Origin of the sequence: Salipiger sp. HF18 (genome assembly GCF_011806505.1) — a bacterium.
Taxonomy (GTDB): Bacteria; Pseudomonadota; Alphaproteobacteria; order Rhodobacterales; family Rhodobacteraceae; genus Salipiger; species Salipiger thiooxidans.
Map to the genome: position 1 here is coordinate 1 of NZ_JAATOS010000170.1, position 8,084 is coordinate 8,084.

7 protein-coding genes are annotated in these 8,084 nt (G+C 69.0%); 3 read left to right on the plus strand and 4 right to left on the minus strand.

The window, feature by feature from the left end; all coding sequences use genetic code 11:
- The coding region (locus HC022_RS14450; protein WP_175583577.1) for a hydantoinase B/oxoprolinase family protein at positions 1-988 on the plus strand (988 nt) is incomplete at its 5' end.
- Between the two features lie 273 nt (positions 989-1,261).
- Here the strand turns inward: HC022_RS14450 and HC022_RS14455 are convergent.
- The 4 genes from HC022_RS14455 to purB all read right to left on the minus strand — a co-directional run bounded on the left by HC022_RS14455 (position 1,262) and on the right by purB (position 6,205).
- Complete coding sequence (locus HC022_RS14455) at positions 1,262-2,317, minus strand: flagellar motor switch protein FliG (RefSeq protein WP_089957309.1); 1,056 nt, start codon at positions 2,315-2,317, stop codon at positions 1,262-1,264.
- A 151-nt stretch (positions 2,318-2,468) separates the two neighbouring features.
- Positions 2,469-2,624: a hypothetical protein gene (locus HC022_RS14460; RefSeq protein ID WP_040384082.1), complete on the minus strand. Its 156-nt coding sequence runs from the start codon at positions 2,622-2,624 to the stop codon at positions 2,469-2,471.
- Between the two features lie 125 nt (positions 2,625-2,749).
- The gene (locus tag HC022_RS14465) at positions 2,750-4,723 is read right to left on the minus strand and encodes an alpha/beta hydrolase (RefSeq protein WP_167452920.1); all 1,974 of its coding nucleotides are present in this window, start codon (positions 4,721-4,723) and stop codon (positions 2,750-2,752) included.
- Between the two features lie 174 nt (positions 4,724-4,897).
- Positions 4,898-6,205, minus strand: coding sequence for an adenylosuccinate lyase (purB, locus tag HC022_RS14470; protein ID WP_167452921.1), 1,308 nt, complete (start codon positions 6,203-6,205; stop codon positions 4,898-4,900).
- 160 nt (positions 6,206-6,365) lie between these two features.
- Here purB and HC022_RS14475 point away from each other — a divergent pair, with 160 nt between their 5' ends.
- Positions 6,366-6,782 carry a DUF6314 family protein gene (locus HC022_RS14475; protein WP_167452922.1) on the plus strand — a complete coding sequence of 139 codons (417 nt, stop codon included), beginning with the start codon at positions 6,366-6,368 and terminating at the stop codon, positions 6,780-6,782.
- Between the two features lie 142 nt (positions 6,783-6,924).
- On the plus strand, positions 6,925-8,084 hold a 1,160-nt coding region (locus HC022_RS14480), incomplete at its 3' end, for a DUF3422 family protein (protein ID WP_167452923.1).

An 8,084-nucleotide genomic window follows, 5' to 3' on the forward strand; every position in this document is an offset into this window, starting at 1 on the left:
GAGCGCGCAGACCCCGCGGGGCGTCCCCCGCCCCCCCGCCTATATCGACAGCGACGGCGTGGTGAACGAACCGCTCGAGATCAGGCTCGCGATCACCGCCGACGGCGAGCGGCTGAGCTTCGATTTCGCGGGCTCCAGCCCGCCCTGCCAGGGCCCGATGAACTCGGTCATCGCCACCACCCTGAGCTCGGTCTACCTCGCCATGCGGCACATCTTCCCCGATGTGCCGATCAGTGCCGGCGCCTTCGAGCCGCTGACCGTGCTGCGCCCCGAGGGCACTTTCCTCGATGCCCGCTACCCGCGCCCGGTCTCGGGCTGCGCCGCCGAGGTCAGCCAGCGCATCGCCGAGGCGGTGTTCGCGGCGCTGGTCGAGGCGCTGCCGGGCAAGGTCAGCGCGGCCCCCGCGGGCTCGTCGGGCAACTTCGCGCTTGGCGGCGAGGTGCCGGAGACCGGCCAGAGCTACGTGATGTACCAGATCTCGGGTGGCGGCTACGGCGGCTACGCGGGCGGCGACGGCATCTCGAACGGCTGCTCGACCATCGGCATCTCGAAGGCGCCGCCGGTCGAGATCATGGAGCAGCAGTTCCCGGTGCTCTACCACCGCTACGCCCTGCGCGAGGGGTCGGGCGGGGCGGGCGCGCAGCGCGGCGGCTTCGGGCTCGACTACGAGGTCGAGATCCTCAGGGGCAACGCGCGGGCGAGCTTCGTGATGGACCACGGCCGCTTCGGGCCGCAGGGCGTGCTCGGCGGCGGAGACGGCGCGGTGAACGAGGTGCGGGTGACGCGGGGCGGCGAGAGCTTCACGCCCGAGCACCTCTCCAAGGCGCAGGACATCTCGCTGGCGGCGGGCGACCGGGTGCGGGTGAAGACACCCGGCGGCGGCGGCTATGGCGATCCTGCGATGCGCGACCGTGCGCTGGTGGCCGAGGACGTCCGGCTCGGGCGCTACACGGCCGAGGAAGCAGAGGCGCTGTTCGGCGGCGCCTGACCTCAAGGGGGCAGGGGCTCGCGGCGTGCGCCCGGAACCGATTTCCCCGGCCGTCCCCCCCTGTCCGGGCGCCGGCATCTCCTGACCCGTGGCGATCGGGCGCTCTTCACGGAGGACACGCGGTCCGGGGTCTTCCTGCAATGCCCCATGGCCCGGGCACTGCCCCGAGACCCAGCGCCCGAGGTCCGGTGCCCGAGACCCATGGCCCGGGCACTGGCCCCCAAGGCCCCGAGAACACGGCCCTCGCCCCGCAGGCTCCGTGGCGCCAAGCGCCTAGTCCTCATCGTCGGCGTCGGGGTCCTTGAGTTCGACCTCGCCGGCGGCGACGAGGTCGCGGATGGCCGAAATTACCTGGTTCATCGCCGCCTCGCCCTTCTTGGCGCTGACCGACATGCCCGCCGCCTCTTCGCGGAGGGAGCCCGACATGCGCTTGGACATGTTCTCGAGCATGAACTCCACCGCCGCCATCTCGGCCTCGGAGGAGGCGGAGGCGATGGCGGTGGCGAGCACGTCTGTAGGCACGTCGCGGGTGATCTTGGGCACGTCCGACTTCTTGAGACGCTCGGGGATGTTGGCGAAGGTGAAGATTGCCTTGCGCACCCTTTCGGCGAATTCCCTGTCGGTCTCTTCCAGCCCCTCCAGCAGCTCGTCGCGCTTGGCGCTGGCGGCGTAGTTGAGGATCGCGCCGACCCGCTCGTCGGGCTTCTTCTCGAAGGCCTTGGGCGGCTCGGCGTCGAGCTGCGCGGCCAGCGACAGGCCGATGCGGTCCACCGCCTCGGGGCTGACGCCGGCGGTCATCGAGATCGCGTAGGAGATCCGGCGGGCTCGGTCGCCGGGCAGTCGGGCGATGACCTTGGCGGCCTTGGCGGTGTCGATCTTCGACATCATCACCGCGGCGATCTCGATCGACTCGCCCACGACCAGCGCCTCGAGCCGTTCCTCGTCGAGCTTGTTGATCCGTTCCCACGGGTCGCCGGTCTGGCGCACGCCGGCCTCCTTGCGCAGCCGCGCGGCGGTGCGGTGGCTGATCCTGCCGTCGAGCGCCGACAGCGCGCCCGCCATGTCGCCGGGAAAGGACATGCCGACGCTCTCGAGCTCGTCGGCGAATTCCTCGATCACCTGGTTCAGCGTCTCGCGGTCGACGTAGCGCATGCGCCCGAGCTGCTGGGTGAGCTCGGCCTGAAGGTCGTCGGGCAGCGAGGACAGCGGCACATCCGCATCCTCGTTCAGCAGGAACTGCACGATGATTGCCGCCTTGGCGCGGCGGGTGAGCCCCGCGGGACCGCCCATCGGGCCCGGAAGTGCTGCGAACGGGGAAAGATTCGGCATCTTGGATCGCTCCGGTCGGGATGCCCAAGTGCTACCGCGGCTGGGTTAACGAAGCCTCACCGCGGGGCCGTCCGATGCCGACGGATGCGGGAAAAACAAACGGATAAGGCGGCCGCGAACGGCCGCCTCGTGGTGTCCCGTGAGAGGTACGTCAGCCCGAAACAACCTTGCAGGTTCCGGACACGGAGTCGAAGACCGTGCCGTCGGCACACGTCATGCGCGCGTCGCTGTGTCCCATACAGTTTGCGCTCGCCGACAGTGGGGCCGCGATGAGTGCGGCGGCGGTCAGAAGAGCCTTGATCGTCATCTTGCGTCCTCCGTTTGGCGTGATTCAACGGTAGCACGAGTTTACCCTACGGCAAAAAAATTCCTCCGAGAGGCGCATTTCGGCGGGATCCCGCCCGCGTGCCGGTTTGCACCCCGTGGCAGGCCCTAGGGCAGGGGCGTGTCGGGCAGCACGAAGCGGGGCGTCAGCGCCTCCACGCAAGCGGAGTCGAGCTCGGCTCCGGGGTCGAGGATGAATTTCACGTTCATGTCCATGCCGCAGTCCGAGTAGAGGCTGGCGCCGTGGCCCGCGTTGGGGAAGATCACCACGCGGGAATTCCCGAGCGTCTCGGCAGCGAGCGGCGACCATTTCCACGACGTCTGGGAGTCGTTGGTGCCCCCCGCGACCAGCACCGGCACGTCGGAATGCACCGGCTCGTGAAAGCCCTCGCGCGGGGCCGGGTCGAAGAGCGCGCAGGTCTCGTACATGCTGCGGATCTCGGTCTGCATGACCTCGGTCGTCACCAGCGAATAGGGGAAGTCAGCGAGCCTTTGCTCGAACCCCTCGGGCGAGTTGTAGGGGAAATCCTCCTGGCAGGCGTAGATATAAAGCCCCATGACGCCTTCAACGGCGCTCTCGAATCCGGTGATCTCGGTCTCGCCCAGATCGAAGGTGCGGCGCACGTCGTCCTCGCTCATGGCGGCCACCAGTGACAGCAGCGCCTCGCGGTCGGGGCCGACGAAATGGCTGCCCACCCAATCGGCGATGGCCTCGCGGCTGCGCGGGCCGGCGAGCATCCGGGCGTAGTCCCTGGCCGCGGCGAAGAGCCTCTCGCGGGTCAGGTCGCGCCCGGCCTCGGTGACACGCTGGTCGAAGGCCTCGGCGACCGAAACCGCGGTCACGCCGGTCACGAGGTCATGCTTCAGTTGTTGCAGCGCGGCGGCGACGGTCCTGGTCTGCGCCTGCATGGATTGCGCCGTGGCCAGTGCCGCCAGCGCCAGCGCGCGCTCGTCGTCGCTGAGACGCTCGGCGCCGCCGTCGAGCAGGTCGGCGGGCTGCTTCAGCTCGGGCTCGAGAAAGGTGTCGAGATACCAGTCGAGCGTGGTGGCATCGCCCTCGGAGAGCTCGTGGATGATGCGGGGCAGGTAGGCGGTCAGCTCGCGCGCCCACAGCGCGCTGTGGGCGGTGCGCTGGCTCACCAGCGTGTAGAAGAGCGAGGCCGAGATCTCGGGCTTGCCCCGGGCGGCGGGCACCGGCGTCTCGGTCAGGATGTCGCCGAGCGCCTCGGTCTTCTCGCGCAGGTCGGGGTAGGCCGCGGCGCAGCCCTCGTCCGCGGCGCATTGGTCGAACATCGCCTCGAGCGCGTCGGCATGGGGGCCGAAGAGGTCGTCGTAGAGCTGGACGTTGGGCGGGGCCACGCCGTCGATGATCACCGCGCGCACGCCCTCGGGCGCGGTACGCAGCACCTCGAGCGCCAGCCGTGAGCCGTAGGAGATGCCGAAGATGTTGTATTCCGGGTATCCGAGCGCCGACATCACCGCCTGCACGTCACGGGCATTGTTGGCGGTGTTGTAGGCAGACAGATCCGCGTCGCTGGCCTTGAGTTCTTCGATGCAGGGGGCGAGCAGGGTCTCGTCGCTGAGCTCTTCGCCCTCGATCTCGGGCTTTCCGGCGGATTTGCGGACGATGCCGACGATGTTCTCTGCCATCGCCTCGTGGCAGCGCACTGTGGTCGATGACAGCATCGCGGCACGCTGGTCGAAGCTCACCACGTCGCGATGGGCGCGGTGGCCGCCGAGGATCACGTCGGTCATCGCGGCGATGGAGGCGAGGCTGCCGCCTGCGGGGCCGCCGTGCAGGTAGACGATGGCGTCGGGGAAGGGCTGGGTGGTTTGGGCGCGCCCGACCGCGAACTCGAGCGGGACGCGGCGGCCGTCGGGAAGGTCATAGTCCTCGGGCACGCTCACCGTGCCGCAGATCAGCGTGTGGCCTTCGATGTCGAGGGGCGACGTGGTCTCGGGGCAGGCCTCGACGGTGACCGGGTAGCGGGTGTCGAAGCCGCCGTCGCGCAGGGTGTCGAAGGCGGGGTCGGGTTCGGAGGTGAGCAGGGCCACGGCGGCGATGATCTGTTCGGGGGTCATGTCGGCGCTCCGTCTGGGCTGCGGAGCCGCGCAAGTGCCGCTCCGCTGGCAGGACCATTAGGAGCGGCACGGGGGCTTGGGTCAACCTCCGGGGTGTGTTCGGAGGATCGTGTCCCGGGTCTTGTCGTAGGTCGTGGGTCGTCTCCGGGGCAGGGCGCCCCCGGAAGGGCGCGATCAGGCCTCGCCGAAGACGCGGCGGAAGATCGTGTCGACGTGCTTGGTGTGGTAGCCCATGTCGAACTTCTCTTTGATGCCGTCGACGCCGAGCGCCTTGACCACCTCTTCGTCGGCCAGCAGCAGGTCACGGAAGTCGAGACGCTCTTCCCAGACCTTGAGCGCGTTGCGCTGGACCATGGAATAGGCGTCCTCGCGGCTCACGCCGGCCTGGGTCAGCGCCAGCAGCACCCGCTGCGACATCACCAGACCCGGGAACTTGTTCATGTTGTCGAGCATGTTCTGCGGGTAGATGATCATCTTGTCGACGACGCCCGCGAGGCGGTTCAGCGCGAAGTCGAGGGTGATGGTGGCGTCCGGGCCGATGCCGCGCTCGACCGAGGAGTGCGAAATGTCGCGCTCGTGCCAGAGGGCCACGTTCTCCATCGCAGGGATCACCGTCATGCGCACGAGGCGGGCGAGGCCGGTGAGGTTCTCGGTCAGCACCGGGTTCTTCTTGTGCGGCATCGCCGAGGAGCCCTTCTGGCCCATCGAGAAGAACTCGGCGCCTTCGAGCACCTCGGTGCGCTGCATGTGGCGGATCTCGATGGCGATGTTCTCGATGCTGCTGGCGATGACGCCGAGCGTGGCGAAGAACATGGCGTGGCGGTCACGCGGGATGACCTTGGTCGAGATCGGCTCGGGGCGCAGGCCGAGCTTTTCGCAGACGTGCTCCTCGACCGCCGGGTCGATGTTGGCGAAGGTGCCGACGGCACCCGAGATCGCGCCGGTGGCAATTTCCCACTTGGCCTTCTCGAGACGGTTCTTGTTGCGGTCCATCTCGGCGTAGAAGCGCGCGAAGGTGAGGCCCATGGTGGTGGGCTCGGCGTGGATGCCGTGGCTGCGGCCAACGCGGACGGTGTCCTTGTGCTCGAAGGCGCGCTTCTTGAGCGCGGCGAGGACCTTGTCGACGCCGCCCAGCAGGAGGTCGGCGGCGCGCACCAGCTGCACGTTGAGGCAGGTGTCGAGCACGTCGGAGCTGGTCATGCCCTGGTGCACGAAGCGGGCCTCGTCCGAGCCCACGTGCTCGGCCAGGTGGGTGAGGAAGGCGATGACGTCGTGCTTGGTGACGGCCTCGATCTCGTCGATGCGGGCGACGTCGAACTCGACATCCTTGGCCTTCCACACGGCGTCGGCGTTCTCTTGCGGGATCACGCCAAGCTTCGCCTGGGCGTCGCAGGCGTGGGCCTCGATCTCGTACCAGATGCGGAACTTGGTGGCGGGCTCCCAGATCGCGGTCATCTCGGGGCGGGCGTAACGGGGGATCATGGGCGGTCCTCGGGGTTGCACTGGAATTGCGCGCGTCATAGGGCGGAAGGGCCGTGGCGGCAAGTGTGGAGGCTGTCGCGCGGTGTCCGGGGCCTGTCGCGGGCGGCACGGGCGGAGGGGGGGCTCTGCCCCCCGCGCTGTCGCGCTCCCCCCGGAGTTTATGGGCAAGATGAAGGAGCGGGCCGTGCGCGGGCTGGAGGCGTTTATCGGAGAATGGCGGCTGGAGCGGGAGATCCGCGAGGCCTCGGGCGGCAGCGGGCGGTTCGAGGGCGTGGCGCGCTGGGTGCCCGAGGGCGCGGGGGCGCTCTACGTCGAGACCGGCGAGCTGGTGCTGCCCACGGGGCGTTTCGCTGCCGAGCGGCGCTATCGCTGGGGCGCGGACCTGTCGGTGTGGTTCGAGGACGGGCGGTTCTTTCACCAGGTCCCGGCAGAGGGCGGCGAGACCGGCCACTGGTGCGATCCGGACCAGTACGATGTCCGCTACGATTTCAGCGACTGGCCGCAGTGGCAGGTGCGCTGGCAGGTGCGGGGGCCGCGCAAGGATTACAGCATGGTGTCGCGCTACGCCCGGGGCTGAACAAAGCGCTGGGATTTCCGGGGCTTGCCGGTCTGTATACCGCTGCATTCCTGTAAGATGCTGAAACCCAAGGGGAATTTGTCTTTACTTTGGTGTCGCGGCTTGTAGGTTCTGGCGCACATTGCTTGCAGGACACCCGTGAATGCCGACGATCCAGGACCACCCGCTGCGTTACCAGCTTGCCAACGAGCTGCACGCCCGCCCGTTTCCGTCGCTGCGTGCGCCGGCCCGGGCGGTCTTTCTGGCGATCAAGAAGACCCATGACGCGGCCTCGCGCGACCGGGGCGAGGACACCGCCCACCTGCTCGACCTGCTGGACCGCTACGGCACCCAGCATCCGCAGCCCGGTGCCACGCATTTCTCGGCGCCGATCGGCCAGCACGTGCTCAAATGGGAGCAGCACACCGAGTTCGTCACTTATACCGTGTTCCTGAGCGGTGCCGGCGAGCGGCCCTTCGATCCGGCGGATTTCGACGTCTTCCCCGGCGACTGGCTGGCGTCGGCGCCCGGGGTGCGGGTGACCTCGGCGATGATCCGGATCTGCGAGCGCGTCGCCGACGAGGAGGCGGTCAATACCATGATCAACGACTGGCTGGTGGCGGACAGCGTGGCGGTGAGCCGCGTCGTGGACGACGCCGTGGTGATCGCCGGCGATTTCCGCATCGACGCGGGCGGGCACCTGCGCTTCGGGGTGTTCCCGCGCAAGGGCGTGGGCGAGCGCCGGGTCGGGCGCGTGGTGCAGCGGGTCTGCGAGATCGAGACCTACAAGGCGATGTCGATGCTGGGCTTCACCCGGGTGCGGGCGATCGCGCCGCGGATGACCGAGATCGACGCCGAGCTCACCCGGCTGATGACCGCCATGACCCATGGCGATGCGCCCGAGGAGGAGACGCTGCGGTCGCTTCTGCGGGTGTCCTCCGAGCTCGAGACGCTGTCGGCGCAGACCGCCTTCCGGCTCTCGGCCACCGCGGCCTACGAGGCGCTGGTCACCAGCCGCATTTCGGTGCTGCGCGAGGAGAGGTTCCACGGCCGGCAGACCTTTCGCGAGTTCATGGTGCGCCGTTTCGATCCGGCCATGCGCACGGTCAAGAGCGCCGAGCGGCGGCTCGAGGCGATGTCGGCGCGGGCGATGCGGGCGGGCGAGCTGCTGCGCACCCGGGTCGAGGTGACGCGCTCGGCCCAGAACCAGGAGTTGCTGGCGAGCATGGACCGGCGCGCCGACATGCAGCTGCGGCTGCAGCACACGGTCGAGGGGCTCTCGGTGGTGGCGATCAGCTACTACGCGGTGTCGCTGGTGGGTTA

Bases quoted from the DNA above. Each gene is read 5' to 3' on its own strand.
- HC022_RS14475 (WP_167452922.1), top strand. From the start codon at position 6,366: ATGGGCAAGATGAAGGAGCGGGCCGTGCGCGGGCTGGAGGCGTTTATC.
- purB (WP_167452921.1), bottom strand. From the start codon at position 6,205: ATGATCCCCCGTTACGCCCGCCCCGAGATGACCGCGATCTGGGAGCCC.
- HC022_RS14465 (WP_167452920.1), bottom strand. From the start codon at position 4,723: ATGACCCCCGAACAGATCATCGCCGCCGTGGCCCTGCTCACCTCCGAA.
- HC022_RS14460 (WP_040384082.1), bottom strand. From the start codon at position 2,624: ATGACGATCAAGGCTCTTCTGACCGCCGCCGCACTCATCGCGGCCCCA.
- HC022_RS14455 (WP_089957309.1), bottom strand. From the start codon at position 2,317: ATGCCGAATCTTTCCCCGTTCGCAGCACTTCCGGGCCCGATGGGCGGT.